Below are 26,470 nucleotides of genomic sequence, written 5' to 3'. Positions count from 1 at the left end.
CAAAAATACGAAATTAATAATTTAGAATCCTTTTTTTGTTGTTTTGACAAATCTAAAAACAAAAAGTGCCTACTTTTAGGTAGACACTTTTCAAAATTATTTATTAAAACTAAGCCGTTTGATCATCAACCGAAGCATCTGGAGCATTTTTCGCTACAGAAGCAATTCCGTTGTCTCTAGAAGCTGTAGTTTCATACATTTCACTTGTACCAATAATTTGACCATTAGTAGCCTTCAAATTGAAATAAAATTTTCCATTTTTTGATTCTAATTTATCGAAACGAGCTTCTTCTTGTGAATTTTTCTTCACTGATTCTACTCCATTTAAACAAGCTGCTTTAGTTGTATATCCTTCGCTAGCTAAGATTTCTTGACCATTACCTGCATTTAAGCTAAATTGAAATTCTCCGTTTTTTCTTGTTGAAATTACAAATTTTCCCATAATAAAAATAGTTTTTGTTGATTTATTAAAAAATAAAGGTAGGAAAAAATTAACAAATAATTGTAAAAAAATTGTAACTAAAAAAATAATTTTAGTGCCAATTATAAAACCAAAAAAAATGAAACTAAAACTCCTTTCCTTGTTCGTTTTTGTGGGAACATTCACCGCGATAGCACAAGAAAATGTAACGTATCAAAAGCCATCTGCTGAAATTTTAGCATTGGCTGATTACGAAAGAGCACCATCTGTAAGTATGGATACCAAAAAAGAGTACTTGCTTTTAAGCTATAGAAACACCTACAAAACATTAGACGATTTAAATCAGACCGAAATGAAATTAGGTGGATTAAGAATTAATTCTGTAACCAATATTTCGAGTACTGTTACGTATATCAACAATCTAAAAATCAGAAAAATCAAGGACAAAAACGAAATTCAAGTTACCGGATTACCTGCAAATGCTCGAATTACAAATGTTTCTTGGTCACCTAACCAAAAGAAAATTGCTTTTACTAACACCACAAATAAAGGTGTGGAGCTTTGGGTTATTGATATAGCAACTGCAAACGCTAAAAAACTAACTTCTGATAATTTGAATGCGAATTTAGGAAGTCCGTTCAATTGGATGAAAGATAACGAAACGTTATTAGTAAAAATGTTACCAAAAAACCGTCCAGATTTAATAGACAGTAATAAAGATATCCCAAAAGGACCAACTGTTTCTACAAGTGATGGTTCAAAATCACAAAACAGAACCTATCAAGATTTATTGAAAAACAAAACAGATGAAGCTAATTTTGATGTTTTAGTTACTTCAGAATTATACAAAGTAAGTTTATCTGGAAATGCAACTTTATTTAAATCTGCTGACATTTATGCCGGCGAGAGTTTTTCTCCAGATGGCAACTATTTAATGATAACCACCATTCAAAAACCATATTCTTACATTGTACCTCTAAGTCGATTTCCACAAAAAACTACAGTTTATGATGCCAACGGAAAAGAAGTAAAAGTGGTAAATGAAGTGCCATTAATCGAAATTATGCCTAAAGGATTTTCTTCTGTAAGAAAAGGAAAAAGAAGTATGGGATGGAGAGCCGATAAACCAGCAACTTTATATTTTGTGGAAGCTTTAGACGGCGGAGATCAAGCCGTAAAAGTTGATTTTAGAGATGAAGTTTTCTTATGGGAAGCGCCTTTTACGTCAAACCCAATAAGCTTAATCAAAACCCAACAACGTTATGCTGGCATTATGTGGGCAAACGATAACATTGCGATTGTTGCCGATTCATGGTACGATACTAGAAATACAAAAGCGTATTTATTTAACCCTTCAAATTTAGCTATTGCTCCAAAAGTTATTGAAGACAGAAATTCGCAAGACATTTACTCGGATCCTGGAAATTTCGAAATGAAAAAGAACGAATTTGGACGTTATGTAATTGCAATTGAAAATAACAAAGGTTACTTAATTGGGTCTGGATATACTAAAGATGGACAATTTCCTTTTATTGATGAATACGATTTCTCTACTTTGAAAAAAACGAGATTGTACACTTCTAACATAAAAGACAAAAAAGAAGATTTACTATCAATTGAAGATTTCAAAAAAGGAGAAGTGTTGGTAATGATTCAATCGAAAAATGAATATCCAAATTACTATTTTAGAAACATCAAGTCGAAAAACAAATTAACTCCGATTACCACTTTCAAAAACCCATTCGAAAGTATTAAAAACGTTCACAAAGAAGTGATCAAATACAAGAGAAAAGATGGAGTTGAACTTTCGGGAACTTTATATTTACCTGTTGGTTATGATAAAACGAAAAAAGAGAAATTACCTTTGTTAATTTGGGCATATCCAGCAGAATACAAAGACAAAAATTCGGCAGGACAAAACGATAAAAACCCAAATGAATTTACGTTCCCTTACTATGGTTCGTTTGTATATTGGGTAACCAAAGGTTATGCAGTTTTAGACGATGCGTCTTTCCCAATTATTGGTGAAGGAACAACAGAACCTAACGATACCTTTATTCCACAATTAGTGGCAAATGCTGAAGCTGCTATTGATGCGGTGGACAAATTAGGTTATATCAATCGTAAAAAAGTAGCTATTGGAGGTCACTCATACGGAGCTTTCATGACGGCTAACTTGTTAACACACTCTAATTTATTTGCCTGTGGAATTGCAAGAAGTGGTGCATACAACAGAACATTAACTCCTTTTGGATTCCAAAGTGAGCAACGTAATTACTGGGATGTTCCTGGAGTTTACAACGGAATGTCGCCTTTTATGAATGCAGAAAAAATGAAAACACCATTATTATTAGTTCATGGAGAAGCTGATAATAATCCTGGAACTTTTACATTACAATCAGAGCGTTATTTCCAAGCGTTGAAAGGATTAGGTGGTCCTGCAAGATTGGTAATTTTACCAAAAGAAAGCCACGGTTATGTAGCTAAAGAAAACATTTTTCATTTGTTATGGGAACAAGACCAATTTTTAGAAAAATATTTAAAGAATTAGTCCTTCGACAAGCTCAGGATGACATAAGAACATAGAATAAAGAAAATAGACCTTTGAATTGAGAGATTTGAAGGTCTATTTGTTTTTACATCCATTTCAAACAAACCACTTCCCCATTCGCTAAAATCATATCATTTTCAAAAAATAAAGTTTGATTTCCAAATTTGGCTTCAATTAAATAATGACTTCCTCTAAAATAAGAATTTACAACTTCTACTTTTATATCAGAATTAATCGAAACTTTTAATTGATATGGATAAACAAATTTTAGTTCTCCGTTGATTTTAATTTCGTTAACATCGCCAAACAAAGAGGCTACATATTTATCTTTTGGATTATCATAAATAAACTTTGGAATACCACTTTCTATGATTTTTCCCTCTTTAATAATCGCTACCTCATCAGCAAAAGCCAAAACATCGGTGCTATCGTGAGTGGCTACAATACAAGTAATTTGTTGTTCTTTTAAATAGCCAAAAAGTTTTCTTCTCAAACTATTTTTTCTAAAATTATCGATGTGACTAAAAGGTTCATCCAACAATAAAACTTCTGGCTCTAATGCTAAAACTCTAGCAATGGCTACACGTTGCATTTGACCACCACTTAAAAACTTAGCTTTTACATTAGCATATTCGGTCATTTCTACAATTTCTAACAACTCCGCAATACGGGCTTGTTTGTCTTCTGGAAAAAAATTAGAAAGATACTTTCCTACGTTTTCAGCAACGGTAATAAAAGGCATCAAATCAAAATCTTGAGCCAAATATTTCATGAAAGGCATTCCTGGAATTAAATGATATTTCGGACCAAATACTTCTAAATCATTCCAAAATATCTGTCCTTCATCTAAGTCATACAAACCATAAATAAGTTTTAGCAAGGTACTTTTCCCACAACCGCTTTCGCCAATTAAAGCCAAATTTTTTCCTTTAGACAAGAAGTAATTTATATTACTCAAAACCAATTTATTTTGATAAGAAAAAGAAATATTATTAATTTTAAGTTGTGTCATAATATTGCAAAATTAAAAATCTCTGTAACAAAACAGGCATAATTTATTTTTATAATTTATATTTGTAAACAAAAAAAATGAAGAACTTTAAAATAAATACATTTTTTGCATTATTCCTTTTGATTTCTACCAATATTTTATACTCACAATCTAAATTTGGAATTGAGGCTTATTATGGAATGAATAATGTTTATGAACCGAATCAAACAAACTTAAAACATATAAGAATTGGCGGTTTTTATGAAATTTATGAAGATTTTGAAATAAAATTAGATTTTGCTTCAGAAAAATTCAGAATTTCAAATGATTTTTTAGGTGATGAAAGTGGTGTAGATTTTATTAGAAGTACAATTCATTTAGACTATAACCTTTCAGCATTATTAGATAGAGAATATTACTATAATAAATTTAATCTACACACACACGTTGGTATAGGATATACAATTGCAAAATCCTCTTATTTAACAACAGGCAAAGATGAAATTGTAAATGTTATATTAGGAATTAATCCAAGATATAGAATTTTTAATGGTTTTTACCTTTCAGCTGACGCATCTTTCGTTATAAATCCATCACAACATTATAATTGGGATGGAAGTTTAACATACTCTGGTAAACCAAATCCAATTACTGGTTTATATTATACCATAAGTGGTGGAATACTAATAAAATTTAACGATAGATAAAAACGAGCCGTTATAAAACTGCTCGTTTTTATGAAAATTAATTTCCTCCTGCTTGATTTTCTGCTTCTTTTATCATTTGATCATTTGCGACAATAGTAAATTCAACTCTTCTATTTTGACTTCTACCAGCTTCTGTTTCATTTTCAGCAATTGGTTCAGCCTCCCCCATACCCACAGAAGTAAATCGGCTTCCTAATAACCCTTTAGAAATCAAGTATTGCTTCACTGTAGCGGCCCTTTTTTCAGATAATGTTAAATTATATTCATCAGAACCTTTACTATCTGTATAACCGTAAATCTTAATATTAGTTTGATTGTAATCTTTAAATACAGGAATCAATTTATCTAAATTTGACATAGCAGTAGATGTTAATGTTGCTTTATTAAATTCAAAATTAACCGAATTCTCACCTAAAGTAAGATGAATCCCTTCTCCAACACGTTGAACACTAACTCCCGGCAAAGCTTCTTGAATTTCTCTAGCTTGTTTATCCATTTTATGACCAATTAATCCTCCTGCCGCACCTCCAATTGCTGCACCCAAAGCTGCTCCTAAAGCTGCATTACCACCCTTAACATTATTACCTATAACGGCTCCTAAAACACCTCCAGCAATAACACCTATTGCAGCACCTCTTTGCGTTTTATTTGTATTTTTAGCTGCTTCACAACTTGTTAATATTGGCCCAAAAAATAAGCCAAATAGAATAATAATCGCTATACTTTTTTTCATAATTACATGTTTTTATTAAATTGATAAACAACTTCAACTATTTGCCCTCCTACATCCATTTTATCAATTAATTGAAACGAATTGGAAGTAACATTAACTACTTTTAATATATATCCAGATGTCGTGTGTTTTGCTTTTACACCATCAGATAAAAACTTCATAACCATATTACCTTCTTTATTAATGTACCAAGTAATATGGCTACCATAAGGATCACAAGCTGAAGCTGTCAAAATCATTTCTCCTTTATTATTATTAGAAATAAATTTCCATTGACTTCCAACAAAACATTTTGAATCAGCAATATTAAAAGAAGTAATTTTAATATAATTTGACCCCGGAAATGAAACTTCCGTAATTTTCCAATTCCCTTTAAGGGCTACCTCTGTCTTATTATCTAATTTTGTATTAGTTACTGGGGTAGTAGATTTACAACCAACAACGAAATAAGACACAACAAATAAATAAAATAATGCTTTTTTCATATAATGATATTTTTTTGTACAAGCAAAAGTAATAAATAATATTGGAAAAATAGCAGAATATGTCAATTTGTCATCGATTTGATTTTGGTATTGCTTTTGAAACATAAAACAAAAAAGTTTAACTAAAATTTTAAAATATGGCATCAGGAAAAATTAATGTTTCAGTAGAAAACATCTTTCCCTTAATTAAAAAGTTTTTGTACAGCGACCACGAAATTTTTCTTCGTGAATTAGTATCGAATGCGACCGACGCTACTTTAAAATTAAAACATTTAACCAGTATTGGCGAAGCGAAAGTAGAGTATGGCAATCCAATCATCGAAGTAAAAATCGACAAAGAAGGTAAAAAACTGCACATTATTGACCAAGGATTAGGAATGACAGCAGATGAAGTAGAAAAATATATCAATCAAATTGCATTCTCAGGAGCTGAAGAATTCTTAGAAAAATATAAAGATTCTGCCAAAGATTCTGGTGTAATTGGACATTTTGGATTGGGATTTTATTCTGCTTTTATGGTAGCTGAAAAAGTAGAAATTATAACCAAATCATACAAAGACGAACCAGCAGCGCATTGGACATGTGATGGAAGTCCGGAATTTACTTTAGTGTCACATGACAAAACAGAAAGAGGTTCTGAAATCATCTTACATATTGCAGAAGATTCTTTAGAATTTTTAGAAGAATATAAAATCCGTGAATTGTTAACCAAGTATAACAAATTCATGCCAGTGTCAATTAAATTTGGAACCAAACAAGAAGCTTTACCTAAACCAGAAGACGCTCCAGAAGATTACAAAACAGAATACCAAGAAGTAGACAATATCATCAATAATCCAAATCCGGCTTGGACAAAACAACCGGTAGATTTAACGGATGAAGATTACAAAAAATTCTATCACGAATTGTATCCAATGCAGTTTGAAGAACCTTTGTTCAACATTCACTTAAATGTAGATTATCCGTTTAACTTGACAGGAATTTTATATTTCCCAAAAATGGGAGCTGATTTACAATTGCAAAAAGATAAAATTCAATTGTACCAAAATCAGGTGTATGTAACCGATAACGTAGAAGGAATTGTACCTGAGTTTTTAGGCATGTTAAAAGGGGTGATTGATTCACCAGACATTCCGTTAAACGTTTCACGTTCGTATTTACAAGCGGATGGAAATGTGAAGAAAATTTCGAACTACATCACTCGAAAAGTTGCTGATAAATTGAAATCGTTATTCAACGAAAACCGTGAAGATTTCGAACAAAAATGGAACGATATCAAAATTGTATTGGAATACGGAATGCTTTCGGAACCAAAATTCTATGAAAAAGCGGGCGATTTCGTTTTATATCCAACGACAGAAGATAAATATTATACGTTAGCCGAGTTAAAGGAAAATTTAAAAGAGAATCAAACCGACAAAAACGGAAAATTAGTTGTGCTTTACGCTTCAAATAAAGACGCGCAACACAGTTATATTGATATTGCAAAAGAAAAAGGGTATCAAGTGTTATTGTTAGATTCGCCAATTGTATCGCATTTGATTCAAAAATTAGAAGCAGATAATGAGAATGTAACTTTTGCTCGTGTGGATGCTGATCATATTGATAAATTAATTCAGAAAGAAGAAGAAACGATTTCTAAATTATCAGATGACGAAAAAGAAAAATTAAAAACGTCTATTGAAACGGTAGTTCCAAAAGAAAACTACACAGTGCAATTAGAAAATTTAGATAGTAATGCTTCACCATTCATCATTACCCAACCTGAATTCATGCGCAGAATGAAAGAAATGAGTGCGTCTGGCGGTGGCGGAATGTTTGGCATGGGCAATTTCCCAGATATGTATAATTTAGTGATAAACACAAATTCAGAACTAGCCACTACTATTTTAAACAGTCCAGAAGACGCACAAAAAGACTTGGTAAAACAAGCACTAGACTTAGCTAAACTTTCTCAAGGATTATTAAAAGGAGAAGAATTGACCGCTTTTGTGAAGCGTAGTTTTGAAACTTTAAAATAATAATTTAGAACTCTATTATTAATCCTGACAGGTTTTTGAAACTTGTCAGGATTTTTTTATATTTGGATAAATAATTCTCTGCAAATGAAATTTCGCTTCCAAATAACACTAATACTACTTTTAATTTGTTCATTTTCTTTCTCACAAAAAAGTAAAGAATTTGAGAAATTAAAAAAATATAAGAGATATGAAGTTATTATTAATCCAACAACAAAATACAGTTGGACTTATAAGTACGAATTGAAAAATGGTTATATAACAGAACAAGAATATTACGGAGGAAAAAAATTGACATTTAAATGTATAGTAATCTATGACACTATAAATAATAGCCAATACACTATTGAATTGTTTGATATAAATGAAGGTTATAAAAATGATTCGATAGTTAAGAAAGAAATTGATTCAATAAAAAACAGAATAAAGCATAATTATGCTAAAAAAGAAACTATAAAAAATAGTGGTGAATACGATTTAAATGGAAATCTTATTAGGGAGGAAGATTCAATTTGGGGAAAATTTGAATATAAATATGATTCATTAAATAATATTATTGAAAATAAAAGATCTGATTATCCTGAAAAAGGTCAAATTGGAATCATAACCTACAAATACGATAAATTTAACAATGTTATTGAACTCAATCGTGAATTTAATTATCCGGTTGAATTTCCAATTCCAGTTGGAGGTGGTAGAGCTCATTATAAGAAAGAAAACTTTCGCTATGTTTATAACAAAGATGGCCTTTGGATAAAAAAATATTGGATAGTGGAAGACAAAGAATATCTAATTGAGAAAAGAAAATTTTATAAGAAATAAAAAAACGTTTTAAATATTAATCCTGACAGGTTTCAAAACCTGTCAGGGTTTTTCATTAAATTTGATTACTGAATAAAGAAACCATGAAAAATCTATCATTCGAAATTGAAATAAACGCTCCTACTGATAAAGTTTGGATCGCTATGTGGGAAGAAGAAAATTACAAAAAATGGACTACTGCTTTCTGCGAAGGTTCATATGCAAAATCTTCTTGGAAACAAGGCGAAAGGATTCATTTTTTAGATCCAAACGGAAACGGAATGTATAGTGAAATCAGTGTTTTAGTTCCGAATGAAAAAATGTATTTTACTCACATTGGTAACATCAAAAACTTTGAAGAACAACCTTTAGATGAAGACACAAAAGCTTGGACAGGAGCTCAAGAAAATTATGAAATAATTAAAATTGGAAGTCTTTCAAAAGTATTAGTAACACTTGACATTGTAGATGAACACGCCAATTATTTTTTAGACTGTTTTCCAAAAGGATTAGAAACCATAAAAGAAATCGCTGAGAAATAATGAAAGTACTTTTACAACTTATTTCCTTTCTGTTTTTGGGAATTTATGGTTTTTCGCAAGAACATACAAAACCAATACCGGCATGTGAATTTTTAACAAAATATCAAAACGTTCGCGATTTTACAATTTCAAAAAATCAGGATGAAATTTATTTTTCAATTCAAAGTCCAACGGAAGACCGAGCGGTAATTGCCGTTACTAAGAAACATAAAAACAAATGGCAAGAACCACAAATGACTTCGTTTTCTGGAAACTATAGAAACCTCGAACCCTTTTTAACGCAAGATGGTTTACGTTTGTATTTCGCTTCAAACCGACCTATTGACGATAAGACAACAAAAGCAAAAGATTACGACATTTGGTATGTAGAACGAAAAGACCTCAAAAGCGAATGGTCGAAACCTATTAACGTTGGTGCTCCAGTAAATTCAATTAATGATGAATTCTATCCTTGTGTTACCTTAAACGGGAATTTATATTTTACTTCAGATGCGATAAAAACACTTGGAAAAGACGATATTTTAGTATGCAAGTGGGACGGAAAACAATATACCGAACCTGAAAATTTAGGCATGAACATCAATTCAACAGGATACGAATTTAACGCCTTTGTAAGTCCGAATGAGGAATTCATTATTTATACTTGTTACGGAAGACCCGATGGTTTAGGAAGTGGCGATTTATATATCAGTTACAAGAACAACAAAGGAAATTGGGATGAACCTAAGAACTTAGGAGCAAAAATAAATTCCAAGCAAATGGATTATTGTCCGTTTTACGATGCAACTACACAAACTTTATACTTTACAAGTAAGCGTATTGAACCTTCTGAAAAAGAGTTTAAATCGTTAGCCGAATTTGAAACCGAAATTACAAAATATGAAAATGGTTTGAGTAGAATTTACAAAACCAATATAAAATTATAAAATCATGACTCTTTCATTAGAAACTCCAGCATTATTGTTCTCGGCTACATCTCTAATACTTTTAGCTTATACTAATCGATTTTTAACGATTGCTCAAATAGTAAGAAGCTTAAAGAAAAACTATGACGATAATCACAACAAAAGTATCTTAATAGAAATAAAAAATTTAAATTTACGTTTAACATTAATACGTTACATGCAACTTTTTGGAGTAATGTGTTTGTTTCTATCGGTTTTTGCTATGTTAGTTTTATATATTGGTCAAGAAACTATTGGGATGTATTTTTTCGGTGCTAGCTTGCTTTGCTTACTAATTTCTTTGGGAATTTCGTTTTGGGAAATTAGTATTTCTGTTTATGCATTGAGAGTTCACTTGAAAGATTTATCGGAAGATATTGAATAAATTTTAACTTTTTATTAAACCTTTTTAGAAGAACGATGTCTAATTATTATAACCTCAAAAAAATTATAATTATGAAAAAATTTAAAATTTACACTGCTGGATTGTTATTATTAGCTTTAAATTTTACTTCTTGTAATAAAGAAGAAGATTTTTCTGTTGATAAAGAATTAGTTAACGCTTCGGCGGATATTGATTTAACAAATGAATTAGATTTTAATTCTGGAATTGATGTTTCAAGCGACAATTCAAGTTATTCTGAAAGAAGTTCTAATCAAACAAACGCTGTTGCTCCATGTGCCTCTGTGAGTGTTAACAACTCTACTCCTGGTGTATTTCCGAAAGTATTTACAGTTGATTTTGGAACAGGTTGCACTTATAATGGCTTAACTCGTTCTGGAATTATTACCATCACTATTACTGATTATGTGATGAATAATGGAAGTATTATGACCATTGAAAGAGGAAATAATTATTATGTAAATGGCAGAAAAGTTGAAGGAACGGTAGTTTATGAAAACACAACTACAAATCCAGATATTCCACAGTGGACAAGAACTATAACGAACGGAAAAATTACAAATTTACAAGGAATTGTTTTTAACCATAATGGTACTAGAACTGTAAAACAAACGGCAGGAGTTAGCACATTAATATTAGCCGATAATATATACGAAATTACCTCGGGAAATCACACAATTACGAGAGTAGGTGGTTCTTCATTAAGTGTAACTGTAGTTGAGACTTTAATTAAAAAATATGCTTGTAGTCATATTTCGCAAGGACAATTAGACTTACAAGGTAGTGTTTTGGATGGAATTTTAGACTATGGGAATAATACCTGTGACAACTTAGCAACTTATACACATTCAAACGGAACTGTTTACAATGTAACACTATATTAATCATGAAAAGATTATCCTTTCTATTGTTGTTATTTTTAGGAATTACAACAAGCTTTGCTCAAGATAATGACAAAAATGATATACCAGAATACACAGGTGAAAATTTCAGTTTAGAAGGTGCTTTAGCCTTATTTAAGCAAGCAAACTCATTAGAAGAATTTGAAAAATTAATCAATGAAGAAAAAAACAATGTGAACAATCTTGATTTAAACAATGATGGTGAAATTGATTACATTGTGGTGCAAGATATTCAAGAGAATAATACACATGTAATTGTTTTAAGCACGTATTTAAGTGAAACAGAAAAACAGGACATAGCCACAATTGGAATAGAAAAAACAGGAAATGAATCGGCAATACTGCAAATTGAAGGTGATTTAGAATTATATGCAGAAAATACCATTGTTGAACCTTTTGAAATCGAAGAAAAAATCGAAAAATCAAAAGGAGGACCAAATGTTCCAGAAATTACTACAGCTGGTGTAGTAGTAAATGTTTGGTTTTGGCCAAGCGTTCGTTTCTTGTATGCGCCAGGATATGTGGTTTGGGTTTCTCCTCATCGTTGGGGATTTTATCCAAGATGGTGGAAACCTTGGAAACCTTATCGATACTCCATTTTTAACGGAAGATGTGCGCATCATAGAGTATATTTTCACAAAACAACTACACACAGAGTTATTGTTGCACGAAAAATATATGCACCAAGAAGAAGCAAATCGACTGTTGTAGTTCATAATAGAAGAGGAACTACAGTAATTCACAAAAACAAAAGAGGAAAAACCACAGTTGTAAAAACAAAACGTCGTGGTGGAAGACGATAAAGGTTAGTTAATTTTTAGTTCGGATAAAATCTCGTTTAAAGTAATTTTAAACGAGATTTTTTATTAAATGTCTTATGATAATTTCAAATTAATTCCCAATAACTGGCTGATCTTCTTTTTTATCATTATTCAAGATATTACCTTCTTCTTTTGCTAATTTATTTTTAGTCGGAATTTTATAATTTAATGTAATTCCTACTCGTCTTGAATCATTTCTACTTTCGTAAACTAAATTTGTTCCTAAGGCGTTAAATCCTTGTTTATTGGTATTAAAAATATCGTTACAATAAACCGAAACCGATAAATTATTATCTAAGAATTTCTTAGCAAATGTAACATCAAATTGTTGGCTAAACGGAACTCGATTTTCATAATAGAAATAATTTCCACCTGTTGTTGAAGTGTTATAATTTGCTGTAAACTTAATTTTACTTGGTAAAACAATTTGCGACATAGCATTAAAAAACCACAAACCTTTTCCGCTAACATCAGGTAAAATGTGCTTTTGATGTCCAACGTACAAGTATAAAAAATTAATCTCATCTGGATTAAAATCAAATTTCAAGGTTTCTTTTAAACCTTTGGTAAACAACATATATGGAACTGGCAAGCCAAAATTAAAATTATGAATGGTTATTTGCGGAATATTTTCTGAAATACTTGCAGCACCATCACCATCAGTAATTATCCTGTTCATTACCTGATTATTCGCATCGCTACGAGAATAACTCACAAAAAAATATTCAAAAGCGCTTATTTTAACTTCGTAATTATCAAAAATGGTAGGTTCTAAATTGGGGTTTCCAAAAAAGGAAACATTTGGATTTTGATAATTGGTATTGTTCGGATTTAAAGCAGATGTATTGGGTAAACTAATCTTTTTATTATAATTCGCATTCACAAAAACTTGTGGAATTATATTGTATTGAAGACTTGCATTAGGAAAAAATCGAGTTTGATTAAAAGGTATTAATTCATCAGTATCTGTATTTCCTTTAATAGAATAGGACTCTAATCTTCCACCCAAAATAAAATCAAAATTTTTGTAAGAAGATTGAAATTCAGTGTAAGCGGCTAAAGTGGTTCGTTGATAATCTAAATTGGTTAAACCAGAATTTTGTGCTTCAAATTCTAATTTATCAGCTAAAACTCCAGTTGAAAATTTAGTTTTATCTAAAAATGAAAATTCTTGCGAATAATCGGTTTTAAATTGATAAAACAACTGATCGTAGCCATTATCTAAAACGGAATTTCCAGAAATTCTATTATTCAAATCGAAATTATTATTAACCGAATTAACATTAAATCTAAAGTCTAATTTTTTAGTTGCATCATCAAATCGCTTTTGATAATTCAAGGCAACATCGTTTCTGTTGAGTTTATTTTTACTCTTATCACTTGTTGCAAATCCAAAACCACTTGCATCAATTAAAGCATTATTATTTGAAGTGGTGAAATCGTAATTGACCAAAAATCTATCTTTTTTTAAATCGAACTTTAAACCGGTTTTAAAAAAGTAAAAACGATTTTCTCTGTCGGTCGTATTTTTAGAAAGTACTGTGGTTTCATTTTGAAAATTGGTTCGTTGATAACCTTGGTTGAAGTTTTGCCCTAATTGAACCTGCCAACCAAACCATTTATTTTTAGCATTTACCAATAAACTATTGTTAAATCGATGACGTGATTTATCATATTTTGTATAACTATATCCGTTTGAATACGTTGCCGAAAGATATTTTTTAGCGTTTTTTGAAGTTACAATATTTATAATTGCACCACCAGAAGTTGCTGGAAATTCGGCTCCAGGTTGCGTAATAATTTCTACTTTTTCTATAGAATTTGCAGGAAGACTTTCTAAATAGGAAGTTAATTCGTTAGAATAAATATTCAATGGCCTAGCATCCATAAATACCTCTAATTGTTTTCCTTGATACATCATTCCAGCTACATCAGAAACGATTAATCCAGGTAACTTTTTTAATCCTTCCATCACAGAACCCGAATTCAAATGACTTTGTTCTGAAAAATCAAATATAGTTCTGTCAGCTTTTTGTTCAATAGCTTTTTTCTTTTTCACTAAAACTACCTCATTTAATTCGGTGGTTTTTATACTATCTTTTAATGTTTCTTCTTGTGCAATTGAAAATTGAAAGGCGAAAACTGAAAGGCAAATTAAAATTTTTTTCATTGTACTAATATAATTTCAATTAGTAGGTTTTTTCTTGTTTTGTTACAAACAAATTCATTTATTCTACAATCCATAACAAAACTGGCTTTTCAGATTTTTGCAAGCGACTGTCTATTTTTTTCATAAATTCATTAGAAACTGCTGGACAACCCCAACTCAAAGGCGAATATTTTGGATAGACTTCTTTATTTTTAACAGCACTCCACGAATGTAAAACTACTACTCTTTTTTCAGCGTTTTTATTAGTTGATTCTAATCCATGTAACCAATATTTCACGTTTATTCCCCACGAACTATAGTCGCGATTGCCAATTTTGTATTTTCCTTTCATGGAACAATGACTATCTACTCTATTATCGAATTTTACTTTTTTCCACTTATCTGAATTTTCTTCAAACTGATCGCAACTTCCGTGTGTAACCAAGTTTTTATCGATTACTTTATTGGTTTCAAAATCACAAATAAAAAAGCGGTTTTTACCCGAATGAATACTTAAATCAACCAAAAAATAATATTCTTCATTGAACTTTTCTTTCTTACAAAACTCAAATGCTTCTGAGTGAATTTTAAAATAATCTTTTGGCACTTTCGATGTATTTTCTGCATTATTGCAACATAAAAAAGAAAGCACAAGTAAGAACAGAAAGTTTTTCATATATTTAAAAGTATTTACATACAGATTAAACTCATTTTTTTATTTTTTATTTAAACCTTTTGTGTTAAATAAAGTCTAAATTTTAAATGCAATACCATACATCATGAATCAGTCAAATCTTTGGTCACTTCGGTTAGGATTTTCGGGAAAACAAAGCCAGAAAATAAATAGTATTGGAATTGAAAAATTTCTAAAAGAATCATTTCATGCTCCATTTGAAAATAAAATGCCCGTTTGTTTAACAGAAGATCCAAAAACTTTAAGCGAACTCAAAGATTTTAGAGAAAAAGTAAAAAACACTACTTCTGAAGAAGGCAAAAAAGCCCTAAAAAATCAAATCAAAAACAGTATTGAATTAAGAAAATGGTGGATTAATGAAATTAGAAAACAAGAATTTCCATTGCGAGAAAAAATGGTGTTATTTTGGCACAATCATTTTGTAGCTACTTCACAAAAGGTAAAAGTAAACTGGTGGATTTATCAAAATAATTACTTATTAAGAGAAAATGCTTTTAGTAATTTTAGACAATTAACTAAAATAATGATTCAGACGAATGCCATGGTGCGTTATTTAGATAATACCGATAACCGAAAAGGTAAGATTAACGAAAACCTAAGCAGAGAATTGTTAGAATTATTTACTTTAGGCATTGGAAATTACACCGAATCTGACATAAAAAATGGCGCAAAAGCATTGGCAGGATTAGGTTTAGGGGAAAATGAAGCCAAATACAGAGCTATTTTTGAAGACAACGACACCATTACTTATTTAGGAAAAACTGGAAATTTTAAAGCTGATGATTTAGTAGATATCATTTTTGAACAACCAAATATTCCTTATCTCATTACTCGAAAAATTTTAAAATGGTTTATTTATGATAATCCAAAAGAAGAACTGGTAAAATATTATGGTGATTATTTGAGAACCGTAGATTTTGAAATTGAGGCTTTACTTTTAAAAATTTTCACCGAAGAATATGAGAAAAATACTGCTGGAAGTAAAATAAAAAATCCATTAGAATATATCTTACAACTTACCGAAGCCTTGCAAATTAAAGAAATGGATGCAGCAATCATTGTTTTTTTCTTAAAACAACAAGGTATGGATTTATTTAATCAGCCAAATGTAAAAGGTTGGGAAGGTGGAAACAACTGGCTAACCGCACAATTGTATTTACAACGCAATAACGCATCAGACTTACTTTGTAATGGTAGAAATATTAACAAAAAAGCGTTCAATAATAGCACAATTGAAGGAGAAGAACCAAAAATTTCATTAGAAAAAATCGATATAAAAATCAACTTTAATCCGAAGGCATCGAACAAACAAATTATCAAGGAATTAAGTGATGCGTATGTGTTTCAAGTAGATGAAATTTCGCAAAAAGACATGGAAACCATTTTAAAATATGATTTTGATGCCGAAGCCGAAAATGCACAACAAGCAGTAATTCGATTATTCAATTTTATTACCAGATTACCAGAATTTCAATTAATTTAAACCAATTGCCATGAACAGACGTAATTTTTTATCGCTAACAGGTACATTTACAGGAGGAATGTTAATTCTACCCGAGTTTCTTCATGCTTTTGGTAATCAATCGCAATTAATTCATGGAAATTCCTCGGTAATATTTATTCAATTAAATGGCGGAAATGACGGATTAAACACTTTTATTCCTTTTGAAAATGAGTTGTATTATGATTTAAGACCAAAGATTGCCATTTCAAAAAATGATGTAATCAACAAAAATAAAGGCATGGCTTTTCATCCAGCTTTAAAAGGATTTGCTACAATGCAACAGAACGGACATTTAGCTGTGATCCAAAATGTGGGCTATCCAGAACCAAGTCGTTCCCATTTTCGTTCACAAGAAATTTGGCAAACAGCTTCTGAATCAAATCAATACATCAATGAAGGTTGGTTAGGACGTTACTTAGATTTGCAATGCGCTACTCACACACCAACAGCAGGTATAAACCTTGACAATATTGATAATTTAGCATTAAAAGGAGTTGAACCAAATTTTATAACCGTTAAAGATCCAAACCGTTTTAAATCAAAATCGGAAACAGAAAACATACAACTTTCAGAAAATCCTCAATTAGATTTTGTTAGAAAAATTGCAAATTCAGTTACAGAAGGTGCCGACGAAATTCAAAAAGCATTAGCACAATCTAAAACTGAAATCAGCTATCCGAAAACACAATTAGGCAAAAATTTAGAATGGATAGCTCGCTTAGTAAAAGGAAATTTGAATTCAAAAGTATATTACACTTCTCAAAATGGTTATGATACGCATGATAATCAATTAGCCATTCACAATAATAAACTAACCGAATTAAATGATGCAATATTTAGCTTTTATACCGAATTAAAACAAGCAAACCTGCTCCAAAATGTAACGATAGTCGTATTTTCAGAATTTGGTCGTCGGGTAAAAGACAACGGCAATGGAACCGATCATGGAACAGCTGCACCACTATTTATCATTGGCGGAAATAACAAAGGAACTATCATTGGAAAAAATCCAAATTTATCTAATTTAGACAATGGTGATTTAATTTTTGAAACCGATTTTAGAAGTATCTATGCAACACTTTTAGAGCAAAAACTGCAATTTGATTACACAAAAATTGGAATCAAAAATCAAATTCTAAATGGATTATTTTAATTTCTAATTTCTAACTTCAAAATTCTAATTTCTAATTCCCTATATTTGCGCCCCTTAAAAATTTAGGACATGTCAAACAACAATATCATAAAAGGAGTTTTTCTTGTAGCGTTAGGAGCAACGAGTTACGGAATGTTAGCCACTTTTGTAAAACTAGCATACAAAGAAAATTTCACAACTGCCGAAGTAACTTCGTCACAATTTATTTTAGGAATAATTGGAATTTTAATTATCAATTTATTCCAAAGAACCAAAAACAAAAATACAGCTGTAAAAGCTACTCCAAAAAACATCATGCATTTAATGTTAGCAGGAACTTCGTTAGGAATGACAAGTGTTTTCTATTATTTAGCGGTAAAATACATTCCGGTTTCTATTGGAATTGTATTATTAATGCAAACCGTTTGGATGGGTGTTTTATTAGAATGGTTTTTGGATAAAAAAGCACCTTCATTCCAAAAAATAATTTCTGTAATCATTGTTTTAATCGGAACAGCTTTAGCGATAAATATCTTTAAAATCAACTTTAATGACCCAACAATTGATTGGGCAAACGGATTATTTTGGGGGATTTTAGCAGCTGCTTCTTTTACTACAACTATGTTTACAGCAAACAAAGTCGCATTAGGGATTTCATCAGCTCAAAGAAGTTTGTATATGCTTTTAGGTGGAGCGGTTATCGTTTTTGGCTTTAGTTTATACACTCAAGTTACTCCTTTCAATTTTGAAATTTTTGCCAAATGGGGAATTGTTTTAGCATTATTCGGAACCATCATTCCACCCATGTTATTAAACGCTGGATTTCCTCATACCGGAATTGGATTAGGAAGTATTGTTTCTTCGCTTGAGTTACCGGTTTCGGTTATGATGGCTTATTTCTTATTGGACGAACAAGTTTTGTTAATTCAATGGATTGGAATTGTGTTGATAATTTTAGCCATTGTTATTATGAACATTCAGTTTAAGAAAAACAAATAGCAAGAATTATACTGTTAATAACTTTATTTTCAATAATTTAAAAAGCATTCTTTTTTTAGTAATTTTAGTTAAATAACCATTACAAGAAATTGTAATTAAAACTATTTAACTATGAGAAAATTATTTGCCGAATTTTTCGGAACATTTTGGTTAGTATTTGGTGGCTGTGGAGCTGCTGTTTTTGCAGCCGGAGTTCCCGATATTGGAATTGGATTAGTTGGTGTTTCACTAGCCTTTGGTTTAACCGTTTTAACCATGGCTTATGCTGTAGGTCATATTTCTGGCGGTCATTTTAATCCTGCTGTTACTTTAGGATTATGGGCAAGTGGACGCTTTTCATCAAAAGAAATTGCACCTTATATTGGGGCACAACTAATTGGTGCAACTGCCGCAGCTGGAGTTTTATACTTAATTTTAAATGGCGGTGGTGGAACTGAATTTGCAGCTGATTCTGCGGGTGCTTTTGCATCAAATTTCTATGAATCTAACGCTTTTGATTCGAAAACATATTATAATGGTGTAGGATTTTCAATGGGAGCAGCATTTTTAGCTGAATTCTTATTGACTATGTTTTTCTTAATTATCATTTTAGGTGCAACAGATAAATTAGCCAACGGAAGATTTGCTGGAATTGCAATTGGTTTAGCATTAACCTTAATCCACTTAATTAGTATTCCAATAACCAATACGTCAGTAAATCCGGCACGTTCTACTTCTCAAGCTCTTTTTGTTCAAGGTGAAGCCTTAAGTCAATTATGGTTATTTTGGGTTGCACCAATTGCAGGAGCTATTGTAGCTGGTTATATTTATAAGAATTTATTACAAGACAATAAATAATATTTCCCCATAAAATAGTAAATTAGCGATGTTAATCATCGCTTTTTTTATGCTCGATTTATTCCCAAAAGAGAAAATTATTCTACCATTACCTGATGCTGTTTTTGAATTTTATCCAAATTTCTTCAATCAAGAAGAAGCGGATATGTTATTTGAGAAATTGATGAATGAAACCCCTTGGCAACAAGACGATATCACTATTTTTGGAAAAAAAGTTGCTCAACCACGATTAACTTGTTTGTTTGGAAACGAAGGCAAACCTTATTCCTATTCAAGATTAACCATGCAACCTCATACTTGGAATCCTACTATGATGTTTATAAAAAAGAAAGTAGACAAAATTTCCGAACAAAATTTCACAACCGTTTTAGCAAACTTGTACCGAAACGAAAAAGACAGTAATGGTTGGCATGCCGATAATGAAAAAGAATTAGGCAGAAATCCCATAATTGCATCTGTAAGTTTTGGAGAAGAACGAAAATTTCAATTGAAACATATATCAGATAAGAACGTAAAATTATCGCTCAATTTAAACCACGGAAGTTTATTAGTAATGAAAGAAGGTAGTCAAATCTATTATAAACATCAAATTCCAAAAGCTACCCAACCCAAAAATGCGAGAATAAATTTAACGTTTCGAACAATTTTGTAATTATTATTTAAAAAACAACATCAAGTTTTGAGAAATTTTAAAAATTTCAAAAAAAGTAATTGGCATATTTTTTGAATTTATTTTTTTACTAATATTGAATTATAAACCAATAAAAAAGTTAGAATTAGTATTCATCTGATGAGAAAGAAGAAAATTTCAGAATTCGACAACGAAACACTAGATAGAGTTGTTGCTATGGCTCAAGAGGAAAAAAAACCTTTTGAAGTTTTAAAAGAAGAGTTTGGAATGACTGAAAACGAAGTCACCGAATTAATGCGCAAAAGATTATCCAAAGACAACTTTGAACTTTGGAAAAAGAAAGTAACGGCAAGTAAGCCTAAACCAAAACCCATAAAGTACAACGAATTAGAAGATGAAGATTTAGATAGTAAATATTACTTCAAAAATAAATTCGACTAAAAATTAAAGCTCTTAACTAAATAAGAGCTTTTTTATTGACCTTAATTTGATATACAAAACGTATCCATAAAAATTTTTAAATGGTTTTGTAACAAACCCAACTTTTTTTCTACTTATATCTAATTCAATTTAGATAAAATGAAAAAATTAATTCTATCCCTAGCGTTTGTAGGATTTTTATGGAGCTGTAGCTCAACTCAATCCACAACAAAACAAAACGATGTGTCTGTAACCATCGATTTAATAACCATTAAAGATGACAAAGTAATGGTAACAGTTGTTCCACCATCTTTATCATCAGAAACGGTGACATTTAACTTTCCTAAAACAGTTCCGGGAACGTATTCAGAAGATGATTATGGTCGTTTTATAGAAAATGTAAAAGCTTTTGACAGTAAAGGAGGAAGTCTTAAAGTAGCTAAAATTAGTGAAAATTCATATACCATTTCAAATGCTACAAAATTAGCGAAGCTAACTTATCTAGTAAATGACACTTTTGATACAGAAGGTGGTGCAGGTTTTGGTGAAAGCGAAGATATTTTCTCTCCTTCAGGAACAAATATTAATGCTGGAACAAACTTCATGTTAAATACGCATGGATTCATTGGATACTTCAAAGGAAAAGAAGAAACACCATACAAATTAACCGTTACGCATCCTGAAAGTTTATTAGGTGTTTCGGCAATGATAGATACAGATGCAAGTGCTACTTCAGATGTGTTTTTAATGTCTAAATATGCAAGTTTGGTTGAAATGCCAATCATGTATTCAAAACCTGATTACACTTCATTTATGGTAGATGATATGGAAATTATCATCAGTGTGTATTCTCCAACAGGAAAATATACAGCGAAACAGATTACGCCAAACATGGAAAACATGATGAAGGCACAAAAACGTTTCTTAGGACCAATTAACTCTACAAAAAAATATGCCATCTTATTGTACTTGTCTGATATGGCAGCTAAAGATGCAAAAGGATTTGGAGCATTAGAACACCCAACATCAACTGTAGTAGTTATGCCAGAAATGATGGGATTAGAAATGTTACAAGAACAATTAAAAGACGTAGTTTCTCACGAATTCTTTCACATTGTAACTCCATTAACAATTCACTCAAACGAAATTCAATATTTTGATTTCAACAATCCTCAAATGTCAGAACATTTATGGATGTACGAAGGTGTAACTGAATATTTCGCTAACTTATTCCAAGTAAATCAAGGTTTAATTGACGAAAAGGAATTCTTTGAAAGAATGGCAGGCAAAATTGCACAATCGCGTCAAATGAATGACAATATGAGTTTTACTAAAATGAGTAAAAACGTATTAAATCCTCCATACAAAGAACAATACTTAAACGTATATCAAAAAGGAGCTTTAATTGCTATGTGTATGGATATTTTAATTAGAGAAAACAGCAATGGTCAAAAAGGAATTTTAAGTCTGATGCAAGAATTATCTAAAGAATACGGAACAACCAAAGCATTCAAAGACGAAGAATTATTTGCTAAAATTACAGCATTAACGTATCCTGCAGTTGGTGAGTTCTTAAAAAACCACGTAGCTGGTGAAACCCCAATTCCTTATGAGCAATATTTTGCTAAAATGGGAGTTACAGAAGCAACTATAGAAATTGCTGGAAATCCATTCTTAAAAGGACAAACACAACCTTATATAACGGTAAACCCTGCTACTAAAGAAATCATGATTTTGCCTGATACCGAATTAAACGTATTCATGACTACTTTAGGTTTAAAAAACAATGATACACTTTTGGCTTTCAATGGTAAAGATTATAATTTAGATAACATTTACGATTTAATCATGGCAAGTATGAACTGGAAAGATGGTGATGCTATGACCGTAAAATTCAAAAGAGATGGTAAAGAACAAACTGTAAAAGGAAAAATTGTGATGCCAAAAGAAAAACAAGACGGATATCAAGCAACTGACGACGCTAAAAAAACAGTTAGAGAAGCTTGGTTAAGAGGTTAATCCTAACAAAATAGATTCATAATCCTCAAAGTACTTAGTATTTTGAGGATTTTTTTATTTACTTTGCGAACATAAAATAAAACAAAAGAATGAAGAAGATATTTTTAGCAGTAATTGCCGTTATCACATTAATTGCCTGTGACAAAAAAGAAGTTGATGCCGATGCTAACGTTCATATTACTGGAGATGTAAAAGGCTTAAGCCAAGGAAAATTGTACTTACAAAAAATACAAGATTCGGCTTTAGTAATGTTAGATAGTATTATCGTTAACGGAGATTCTAAATTTGAGAGTCACATTAAACTTGATAGTCCAGAAATGCTGTATTTATTTTTAGACAGAGGACAAACCAATTCTATTGATAACAGCTTACCGTTTTTTGCTGAACCTGGTAATATTAAAATTGAAACTACCTTAAAACATTTTTTTGCTGATGCGAAAATATCAGGTTCTAAAAATCATGATTTATGGAAAAAGTTTGATAGCATTAATAGTAAATTTAGAGATCAAAACTTAGCCTTAATGGCAAAACGTTTAAAAAACGAATTAAAACCTAATGCAACCACTACAGATAGCATTGAGAAAGCATATAAAAGCTCATTAACGAGAAAATATCGCTACACGGCACATTTTGCCACTACAAACGGAAATAAAGAAATAGCGCCTTATTTAGCGCTTTCAGAAATTGCAGATATCAACACCACGTATTTAGACACCATTCAAAAAAGCTTAACACCAGAAGTTGCTAAATCAAAATACGGAAAAATGCTTAATGAGCATATTAAGGAAAGAAAAACTTTAGAAGTTCAGAAGTAAAGTAAAGCGGTCAGTAATTGACCGCTTTTTTTATGCTTTATTTAAAATTGATTTTTATCTTTATAAGATACAAAGCTATTTATTACAAACTCAATAAAATAATTTATGAAACATTTCCTTTTGGTAATAATGATTTATCTAACAATATCATGTAAGAAAACAGAAAATTGTGTAAAAGATTTTGTTATCAAAAGAACTTATGATGCGCCTGCTCCAGACAATATTACTTTTAAAGCAAAACTATCCAAAGAATACAAAGATAAAATCTCTGATGATTTTTGTCATGTAATTTTTCATATCAATGAAAAAGATTCATTTATAACACATGACGTTATTATTTATAATGAAAAAGATTTCTGCGATTTTAGCATTAACACGACTTACTTCAACAGAAAAAGAAACTTTACAGAAGCTGATTTTTATAAGCTAATTAATTCATCTGATTCATTAAGATTAGAGCTGATTTATGACCATACTGATAATAAATTTACTTTTACAAAATGTAGATAAACAAAAAAACCACCACATTGCTGTGATGGTTTTTAATTTGAGCCGGCGGAGGGACTCGAACCCACGACCTGCTGATTACAAATCAGCTGCTCTAGCCAGCTGAGCTACGCTGGCAACTCAAATTTCGAGTGCAAATATAAGGGTCATTTTTAAATTTCCAAATATTTTTTGCACTTTTTTTATTGATTTTTTTATTTTAATTCGTTTATTTTCGCAACAAATTGATTAGCAGCAGCTTCGTATTCTTTACGAATTTGTTTAAAATGTGCTTTTTTATTCTCAACGTCTTTTACGTTAGCTTTTGTCATTAAAGCATCGAAAGTTTCGTACACTTCATCAATTAATTTATCAGATGCTTCAGTTGGTTTTCCTGTTGTAGACATTTCCCAAATGTAAACGATGTTTACAATATCACCTAAAACGTAGTTGATTTCTTTTTTCAAGTTTTTAACGCTTGCCATTTTGTATAAATTTAAAATTTGAAGCAAAATTACATAATATATTTTGTTCTCAATACATTATATGGAAATTTCTAACAATGTAGCCTTTCCTTTAATGGTTAAATTCTCAATACAAGCCGGAATCAAAATTGTATCTCCCATTCGGTATCGCAGGATTTCGCCATTCATTACCATTTCAAATTGCCCGTTGGTACACATAAAAACGGTAAACGCTTGTTTCTTTCGTTTCCAAATAAAACGATCTTGTAATGCGATAATATTAGTGATAAAATAAGGGCAATTCACTACCGAAGTACTTTGATTGGCTTCTTCCTTATATTCGATTTTTGAATGAGTAGCGTTATAATTAATCGCATCCAAAGCCAATTCGGTATGCAATTCTCTGCCTTGACCGTTAGCATCTACTCTATCCCAATCGTAAATTCGGTAAGTAACATCACTTGTTTGTTGAATTTCTGCTACCACAACTCCTGCTCCAATGGCATGAATAGTTCCAGTTTCTAAAAAGAAAACATCGCCTTTTTTAACTGAAGATTCATTCAATAAAGCGACTAAATTTTTATTTTCTAAATGTGATAAGTATTCTTCCTGATTAGAATCTTTCTTAAAGCCAACCACCAAACGTGCCGATTCATCTGCTTGCATTACATACCACATTTCGGTTTTCCCGAAAGAATCATGGCGTTCTTTTGCCAATTCATCATTTGGATGCAATTGAATGGATAAATCTTCCTTAGCATCTATAAATTTAAAAAGCAATGGAAATTGTTTTCCAAAACGAGTAATAACCGATTTTCCTAAAATCTCTTCTGGAAACAAATCGATAATTTCGTTGATATTCTTTCCTTTTAAAACACCCGTTGCTACCACACTAATATCGCCAGGCACGGTTGAAATTTCCCAACTCTCGCCAGTAGTTTCAGAAACTATAGGTTTGTTGAGATAGGTTTTCAACTTGGTCCCGCCCCAAATGCGGTCTTTAAGTATTGGTGTAAAGGTTAAAGGATAAAACTTCATAGTCAAAATAATGAAGTACAAAGATGCGAAAAATTCTAACGAATTACAGAAATTGGAAGTCTTACTTTGTAAAAAAATATTTTATTTTGACTTTTTGATAGCTTCTAAAGCCTTTGTAATATGATTTTTAGCACTGATGCTATCAAAAATATAAATACAATATCCTTTAGCGTCAAAAACATAAGTTACACGTCCTGGCAACAATCCGAAAAGCGCGTTTGGAACACCAAACAAACGACGTAATTTTCTATCAGCATCAGAAAGCAAAATAAACGGAAGCTTATATTTTTGTTGAAAGTTCTGATGAGAAGTAGCCGAATCACCACTAATACCAATAACTTCAGCTCCCAAATCTTGAAAATCTTGATAAGCATCTCTAAAACTACACGCTTGCGTAGTACATCCTGGCGTAAAATCTTTTGGATAAAAGTAAATTACAACTGGTTTTTCATGAATTGAAGCACTTTCAAAAGCAGTTCCGTCTTGTTTAGTTGCTTTAAAGTTTGGTAATTTATCTCCTATTTGAATTGCCATAATTAGTTACCTTTATAAGTTACAAAGTTTCTTGGCGTCTCGTATAAAGTAATTTCTAAATCTATTTCAGTAGCTATTAAAACTCGAAGTTTGTTCCAGATAATATAGGCGATATGTTCGGCTGTCGGATTCAAATCTTTGAATTCTGGAACATCTTCATTTAAATTTTTATGATCAAATGCTTCTTCGATATGTTCTTTGATTAAATCGGATAAAATTTTAGTATCAATTACATAACCCGTTTCAGGATCAACCTCTCCAGTTACCGAAACTATTAATTCGTAGTTATGCCCATGAAAGTTAGGATTGTTGCACTTCCCAAACACTTCCTGATTTTTTTCCATAGACCAATCCTTGCGATACAAACGATGCGCAGCATTAAAATGGGCTTTTCTTGAAACAGTTACTCTCATAGTAATTTAGAATTTA

The 26,470-nt window shown here is 31.0% G+C and carries 28 protein-coding genes and 1 tRNA gene; 18 read left to right on the top strand and 11 right to left on the bottom strand.

What is annotated here, in order from left to right; translation table 11 throughout:
• Positions 1-109 precede the first annotated feature (109 nt).
• Positions 110-442, bottom strand: a complete 333-nt coding sequence (locus tag GFJ94_RS07070; RefSeq protein WP_153200853.1) for a YegP family protein — start codon at positions 440-442, stop codon at positions 110-112.
• A 118-nt stretch (positions 443-560) separates the two neighbouring features.
• Here GFJ94_RS07070 and GFJ94_RS07065 point away from each other — a divergent pair, with 118 nt between their 5' ends.
• Positions 561-2,972, top strand: a complete 2,412-nt coding sequence (locus GFJ94_RS07065; RefSeq protein WP_153200852.1) for a prolyl oligopeptidase family serine peptidase — start codon at positions 561-563, stop codon at positions 2,970-2,972.
• Between the two features lie 85 nt (positions 2,973-3,057).
• Here GFJ94_RS07065 and GFJ94_RS07060 read toward each other — a convergent pair whose 3' ends face one another.
• Positions 3,058-3,984 (bottom strand): ABC transporter ATP-binding protein, encoded by a 927-nt coding sequence (locus GFJ94_RS07060; RefSeq protein WP_153200851.1) that lies wholly within the window; start codon positions 3,982-3,984, stop codon positions 3,058-3,060.
• Positions 3,985-4,061: 77 nt separating this feature from the next.
• Here GFJ94_RS07060 and GFJ94_RS07055 point away from each other — a divergent pair, with 77 nt between their 5' ends.
• A complete protein-coding gene (locus tag GFJ94_RS07055) occupies positions 4,062-4,670 on the top strand; it encodes a hypothetical protein (protein WP_153200850.1) in 609 nt (202 codons plus the stop codon).
• 37 nt (positions 4,671-4,707) lie between these two features.
• Here the strand turns inward: GFJ94_RS07055 and GFJ94_RS07050 are convergent, their stop codons facing one another.
• Together GFJ94_RS07050 and GFJ94_RS07045 are read right to left on the bottom strand one after the other, a co-directional pair.
• The gene (locus GFJ94_RS07050) at positions 4,708-5,403 is read right to left on the bottom strand and encodes an OmpA family protein (RefSeq protein WP_153200849.1); all 696 of its coding nucleotides are present in this window, start codon (positions 5,401-5,403) and stop codon (positions 4,708-4,710) included.
• A gap of 2 nt (positions 5,404-5,405) precedes the next feature.
• Positions 5,406-5,888 carry a lipocalin family protein gene (locus GFJ94_RS07045; protein WP_153200848.1) on the bottom strand — a complete coding sequence of 161 codons (483 nt, stop codon included), beginning with the start codon at positions 5,886-5,888 and terminating at the stop codon, positions 5,406-5,408.
• Between the two features lie 137 nt (positions 5,889-6,025).
• Here GFJ94_RS07045 and htpG point away from each other — a divergent pair, with 137 nt between their 5' ends.
• The 7 genes from htpG to GFJ94_RS07010 all read left to right on the top strand — a co-directional run bounded on the left by htpG (position 6,026) and on the right by GFJ94_RS07010 (position 12,301).
• Entirely contained in the window at positions 6,026-7,909 is a 1,884-nt protein-coding gene (gene htpG, locus GFJ94_RS07040; protein ID WP_153200847.1) for a molecular chaperone HtpG, read from the top strand.
• Between the two features lie 84 nt (positions 7,910-7,993).
• Complete coding sequence (locus GFJ94_RS07035; RefSeq protein ID WP_153200846.1) at positions 7,994-8,728, top strand: hypothetical protein; 735 nt, start codon at positions 7,994-7,996, stop codon at positions 8,726-8,728.
• A gap of 83 nt (positions 8,729-8,811) precedes the next feature.
• Positions 8,812-9,249 carry an SRPBCC domain-containing protein gene (locus GFJ94_RS07030; RefSeq protein ID WP_153200844.1) on the top strand — a complete coding sequence of 146 codons (438 nt, stop codon included), beginning with the start codon at positions 8,812-8,814 and terminating at the stop codon, positions 9,247-9,249.
• Positions 9,249-10,175 (top strand): PD40 domain-containing protein, encoded by a 927-nt coding sequence (locus tag GFJ94_RS07025; RefSeq protein ID WP_153200843.1) that lies wholly within the window; start codon positions 9,249-9,251, stop codon positions 10,173-10,175. The genes GFJ94_RS07030 and GFJ94_RS07025 overlap by 1 nt, the downstream gene beginning before the upstream one ends.
• Positions 10,176-10,179: 4 nt before the next feature.
• Positions 10,180-10,578 carry a DUF2721 domain-containing protein gene (locus GFJ94_RS07020; protein ID WP_153200842.1) on the top strand — a complete coding sequence of 133 codons (399 nt, stop codon included), beginning with the start codon at positions 10,180-10,182 and terminating at the stop codon, positions 10,576-10,578.
• A 71-nt stretch (positions 10,579-10,649) separates the two neighbouring features.
• Positions 10,650-11,480, top strand: coding sequence for a hypothetical protein (locus GFJ94_RS07015; protein WP_153200841.1), 831 nt, complete (start codon positions 10,650-10,652; stop codon positions 11,478-11,480).
• A 2-nt stretch (positions 11,481-11,482) separates the two neighbouring features.
• Complete coding sequence (locus GFJ94_RS07010; RefSeq protein ID WP_153200840.1) at positions 11,483-12,301, top strand: hypothetical protein; 819 nt, start codon at positions 11,483-11,485, stop codon at positions 12,299-12,301.
• Positions 12,302-12,389: 88 nt separating this feature from the next.
• Here the strand turns inward: GFJ94_RS07010 and GFJ94_RS07005 are convergent, their stop codons facing one another.
• Entirely contained in the window at positions 12,390-14,489 is a 2,100-nt protein-coding gene (locus GFJ94_RS07005; RefSeq protein WP_153200839.1) for a TonB-dependent receptor domain-containing protein, read from the bottom strand.
• Positions 14,490-14,547: 58 nt separating this feature from the next.
• Complete coding sequence (locus tag GFJ94_RS07000) at positions 14,548-15,144, bottom strand: murein L,D-transpeptidase catalytic domain-containing protein (protein WP_153200838.1); 597 nt, start codon at positions 15,142-15,144, stop codon at positions 14,548-14,550.
• A 103-nt stretch (positions 15,145-15,247) separates the two neighbouring features.
• On the opposite strand from GFJ94_RS07000, the gene GFJ94_RS06995 reads away from it, so the two are divergent.
• The 9 genes from GFJ94_RS06995 to GFJ94_RS06955 all read left to right on the top strand — a co-directional run bounded on the left by GFJ94_RS06995 (position 15,248) and on the right by GFJ94_RS06955 (position 24,029).
• A complete protein-coding gene (locus tag GFJ94_RS06995; protein WP_153200837.1) occupies positions 15,248-16,645 on the top strand; it encodes a DUF1800 domain-containing protein in 1,398 nt (465 codons plus the stop codon).
• A gap of 10 nt (positions 16,646-16,655) precedes the next feature.
• Positions 16,656-17,819, top strand: coding sequence for a DUF1501 domain-containing protein (locus tag GFJ94_RS06990; RefSeq protein WP_153200836.1), 1,164 nt, complete (start codon positions 16,656-16,658; stop codon positions 17,817-17,819).
• Positions 17,820-17,888: 69 nt separating this feature from the next.
• Positions 17,889-18,797: an EamA family transporter gene (locus tag GFJ94_RS06985; protein WP_153200835.1), complete on the top strand. Its 909-nt coding sequence runs from the start codon at positions 17,889-17,891 to the stop codon at positions 18,795-18,797.
• Between the two features lie 111 nt (positions 18,798-18,908).
• Positions 18,909-19,634 (top strand): aquaporin Z, encoded by a 726-nt coding sequence (gene aqpZ, locus GFJ94_RS06980; RefSeq protein WP_153200834.1) that lies wholly within the window; start codon positions 18,909-18,911, stop codon positions 19,632-19,634.
• 49 nt (positions 19,635-19,683) lie between these two features.
• Positions 19,684-20,286, top strand: coding sequence for an alpha-ketoglutarate-dependent dioxygenase AlkB (locus GFJ94_RS06975; protein WP_153200833.1), 603 nt, complete (start codon positions 19,684-19,686; stop codon positions 20,284-20,286).
• Between the two features lie 138 nt (positions 20,287-20,424).
• A complete protein-coding gene (locus tag GFJ94_RS06970; protein ID WP_153200832.1) occupies positions 20,425-20,706 on the top strand; it encodes a TIGR03643 family protein in 282 nt (93 codons plus the stop codon).
• Positions 20,707-20,844: 138 nt separating this feature from the next.
• Entirely contained in the window at positions 20,845-22,704 is a 1,860-nt protein-coding gene (locus tag GFJ94_RS06965) for a peptidase M61 (protein ID WP_153200831.1), read from the top strand.
• A gap of 89 nt (positions 22,705-22,793) precedes the next feature.
• Positions 22,794-23,519, top strand: a complete 726-nt coding sequence (locus GFJ94_RS06960) for a DUF4369 domain-containing protein (RefSeq protein ID WP_153200830.1) — start codon at positions 22,794-22,796, stop codon at positions 23,517-23,519.
• A gap of 105 nt (positions 23,520-23,624) precedes the next feature.
• Positions 23,625-24,029, top strand: a complete 405-nt coding sequence (locus GFJ94_RS06955; protein ID WP_153200829.1) for a hypothetical protein — start codon at positions 23,625-23,627, stop codon at positions 24,027-24,029.
• Positions 24,030-24,069: 40 nt separating this feature from the next.
• Here the strand turns inward: GFJ94_RS06955 and GFJ94_RS06950 are convergent.
• The 5 genes from GFJ94_RS06950 to GFJ94_RS06930 all read right to left on the bottom strand — a co-directional run bounded on the left by GFJ94_RS06950 (position 24,070) and on the right by GFJ94_RS06930 (position 26,454).
• A tRNA-Thr gene (locus tag GFJ94_RS06950) sits at positions 24,070-24,143 on the bottom strand.
• Between the two features lie 77 nt (positions 24,144-24,220).
• Positions 24,221-24,490, bottom strand: a complete 270-nt coding sequence (locus GFJ94_RS06945) for a hypothetical protein (RefSeq protein WP_133609779.1) — start codon at positions 24,488-24,490, stop codon at positions 24,221-24,223.
• Between the two features lie 57 nt (positions 24,491-24,547).
• A complete protein-coding gene (locus GFJ94_RS06940) occupies positions 24,548-25,513 on the bottom strand; it encodes a type I phosphomannose isomerase catalytic subunit (protein ID WP_162523821.1) in 966 nt (321 codons plus the stop codon).
• A gap of 75 nt (positions 25,514-25,588) precedes the next feature.
• Positions 25,589-26,041, bottom strand: coding sequence for a peroxiredoxin (locus tag GFJ94_RS06935; protein ID WP_153200827.1), 453 nt, complete (start codon positions 26,039-26,041; stop codon positions 25,589-25,591).
• 2 nt (positions 26,042-26,043) lie between these two features.
• On the bottom strand, positions 26,044-26,454 hold the full coding sequence (locus tag GFJ94_RS06930; RefSeq protein ID WP_153200826.1) for a 6-carboxytetrahydropterin synthase: 411 nt from the start codon (positions 26,452-26,454) through the stop codon (positions 26,044-26,046).
• Positions 26,455-26,470 lie beyond the last annotated feature (16 nt).

This window comes from Flavobacterium sp. LMO8 (genome assembly GCF_009495755.1).
Taxonomy (GTDB): domain Bacteria; phylum Bacteroidota; class Bacteroidia; order Flavobacteriales; family Flavobacteriaceae; genus Flavobacterium.
The sequence above is the reverse complement of the archived record's forward strand: the minus strand, read 5'-3'. Positions and strand labels throughout refer to the sequence as shown.

Excerpts from the sequence above, each read along its gene's own strand:
- GFJ94_RS07000 (WP_153200838.1), bottom strand. The coding sequence starts at position 15,144 with ATGAAAAACTTTCTGTTCTTACTTGTGCTTTCTTTTTTATGTTGCAAT.
- aqpZ (WP_153200834.1), top strand. The coding sequence starts at position 18,909 with ATGAGAAAATTATTTGCCGAATTTTTCGGAACATTTTGGTTAGTATTT.
- GFJ94_RS06935 (WP_153200827.1), bottom strand. The coding sequence starts at position 26,041 with ATGGCAATTCAAATAGGAGATAAATTACCAAACTTTAAAGCAACTAAA.
- GFJ94_RS06965 (WP_153200831.1), top strand. The coding sequence starts at position 20,845 with ATGAAAAAATTAATTCTATCCCTAGCGTTTGTAGGATTTTTATGGAGC.
- GFJ94_RS06985 (WP_153200835.1), top strand. The coding sequence starts at position 17,889 with ATGTCAAACAACAATATCATAAAAGGAGTTTTTCTTGTAGCGTTAGGA.
- GFJ94_RS06975 (WP_153200833.1), top strand. The coding sequence starts at position 19,684 with ATGCTCGATTTATTCCCAAAAGAGAAAATTATTCTACCATTACCTGAT.
- GFJ94_RS06955 (WP_153200829.1), top strand. The coding sequence starts at position 23,625 with ATGAAACATTTCCTTTTGGTAATAATGATTTATCTAACAATATCATGT.
- GFJ94_RS07050 (WP_153200849.1), bottom strand. The coding sequence starts at position 5,403 with ATGAAAAAAAGTATAGCGATTATTATTCTATTTGGCTTATTTTTTGGG.
- GFJ94_RS07005 (WP_153200839.1), bottom strand. The coding sequence starts at position 14,489 with ATGAAAAAAATTTTAATTTGCCTTTCAGTTTTCGCCTTTCAATTTTCA.
- GFJ94_RS07010 (WP_153200840.1), top strand. The coding sequence starts at position 11,483 with ATGAAAAGATTATCCTTTCTATTGTTGTTATTTTTAGGAATTACAACA.
- GFJ94_RS07070 (WP_153200853.1), bottom strand. The coding sequence starts at position 442 with ATGGGAAAATTTGTAATTTCAACAAGAAAAAACGGAGAATTTCAATTT.
- GFJ94_RS07020 (WP_153200842.1), top strand. The coding sequence starts at position 10,180 with ATGACTCTTTCATTAGAAACTCCAGCATTATTGTTCTCGGCTACATCT.
- GFJ94_RS07065 (WP_153200852.1), top strand. The coding sequence starts at position 561 with ATGAAACTAAAACTCCTTTCCTTGTTCGTTTTTGTGGGAACATTCACC.
- GFJ94_RS06945 (WP_133609779.1), bottom strand. The coding sequence starts at position 24,490 with ATGGCAAGCGTTAAAAACTTGAAAAAAGAAATCAACTACGTTTTAGGT.
- GFJ94_RS06960 (WP_153200830.1), top strand. The coding sequence starts at position 22,794 with ATGAAGAAGATATTTTTAGCAGTAATTGCCGTTATCACATTAATTGCC.
- GFJ94_RS06930 (WP_153200826.1), bottom strand. The coding sequence starts at position 26,454 with ATGAGAGTAACTGTTTCAAGAAAAGCCCATTTTAATGCTGCGCATCGT.
- GFJ94_RS06995 (WP_153200837.1), top strand. The coding sequence starts at position 15,248 with ATGAATCAGTCAAATCTTTGGTCACTTCGGTTAGGATTTTCGGGAAAA.
- GFJ94_RS07025 (WP_153200843.1), top strand. The coding sequence starts at position 9,249 with ATGAAAGTACTTTTACAACTTATTTCCTTTCTGTTTTTGGGAATTTAT.
- GFJ94_RS06990 (WP_153200836.1), top strand. The coding sequence starts at position 16,656 with ATGAACAGACGTAATTTTTTATCGCTAACAGGTACATTTACAGGAGGA.
- GFJ94_RS07060 (WP_153200851.1), bottom strand. The coding sequence starts at position 3,984 with ATGACACAACTTAAAATTAATAATATTTCTTTTTCTTATCAAAATAAA.
- GFJ94_RS07030 (WP_153200844.1), top strand. The coding sequence starts at position 8,812 with ATGAAAAATCTATCATTCGAAATTGAAATAAACGCTCCTACTGATAAA.
- GFJ94_RS07035 (WP_153200846.1), top strand. The coding sequence starts at position 7,994 with ATGAAATTTCGCTTCCAAATAACACTAATACTACTTTTAATTTGTTCA.
- GFJ94_RS06970 (WP_153200832.1), top strand. The coding sequence starts at position 20,425 with ATGAGAAAGAAGAAAATTTCAGAATTCGACAACGAAACACTAGATAGA.
- GFJ94_RS07015 (WP_153200841.1), top strand. The coding sequence starts at position 10,650 with ATGAAAAAATTTAAAATTTACACTGCTGGATTGTTATTATTAGCTTTA.
- GFJ94_RS07055 (WP_153200850.1), top strand. The coding sequence starts at position 4,062 with ATGAAGAACTTTAAAATAAATACATTTTTTGCATTATTCCTTTTGATT.
- htpG (WP_153200847.1), top strand. The coding sequence starts at position 6,026 with ATGGCATCAGGAAAAATTAATGTTTCAGTAGAAAACATCTTTCCCTTA.
- GFJ94_RS07045 (WP_153200848.1), bottom strand. The coding sequence starts at position 5,888 with ATGAAAAAAGCATTATTTTATTTATTTGTTGTGTCTTATTTCGTTGTT.